General features: G+C 41.0%; 1 protein-coding gene. It reads left to right on the top strand.

Annotation, left to right across the window (positions count from 1 at the left end):
- On the top strand, window positions 1-197 hold a 197-nt coding region (locus HP552_RS00775; protein WP_175393863.1), incomplete at its 5' end, for a Cro/CI family transcriptional regulator.
- Window positions 198-344: the final 147 nt, after the last annotated feature.

Consider the following 344-nt stretch of genomic DNA (forward strand, 5'->3'; position numbering starts at 1 on the left):
AACAACGCATAACCCTGAAAGATTATGCAATGCGCTTTGGGCAAACCAAGACAGCTAAAGATCTCGGCGTATATCAAAGCGCGATCAACAAGGCCATTCATGCAGGCCGAAAGATTTTTTTAACTATAAACGCTGATGGAAGCGTTTATGCGGAAGAGGTAAAGCCCTTCCCGAGTAACAAAAAAACAACAGCATAAATAACCCCGCTCTTACACATTCCAGCCCTGAAAAAGGGCATCAAATTAAACCACACCTATGGTGTATGCATTTATTTGCATACATTCAATCAATTGTTATCTAAGGAAATACTTACATATGGTTCGTGCAAACAAACGCAACGAGGC

Origin of the sequence: Paenibacillus xylanilyticus (assembly GCF_013359935.1) — a bacterium.
Taxonomy (GTDB): domain Bacteria; phylum Bacillota; class Bacilli; order Paenibacillales; family Paenibacillaceae; genus Paenibacillus; species Paenibacillus xylanilyticus.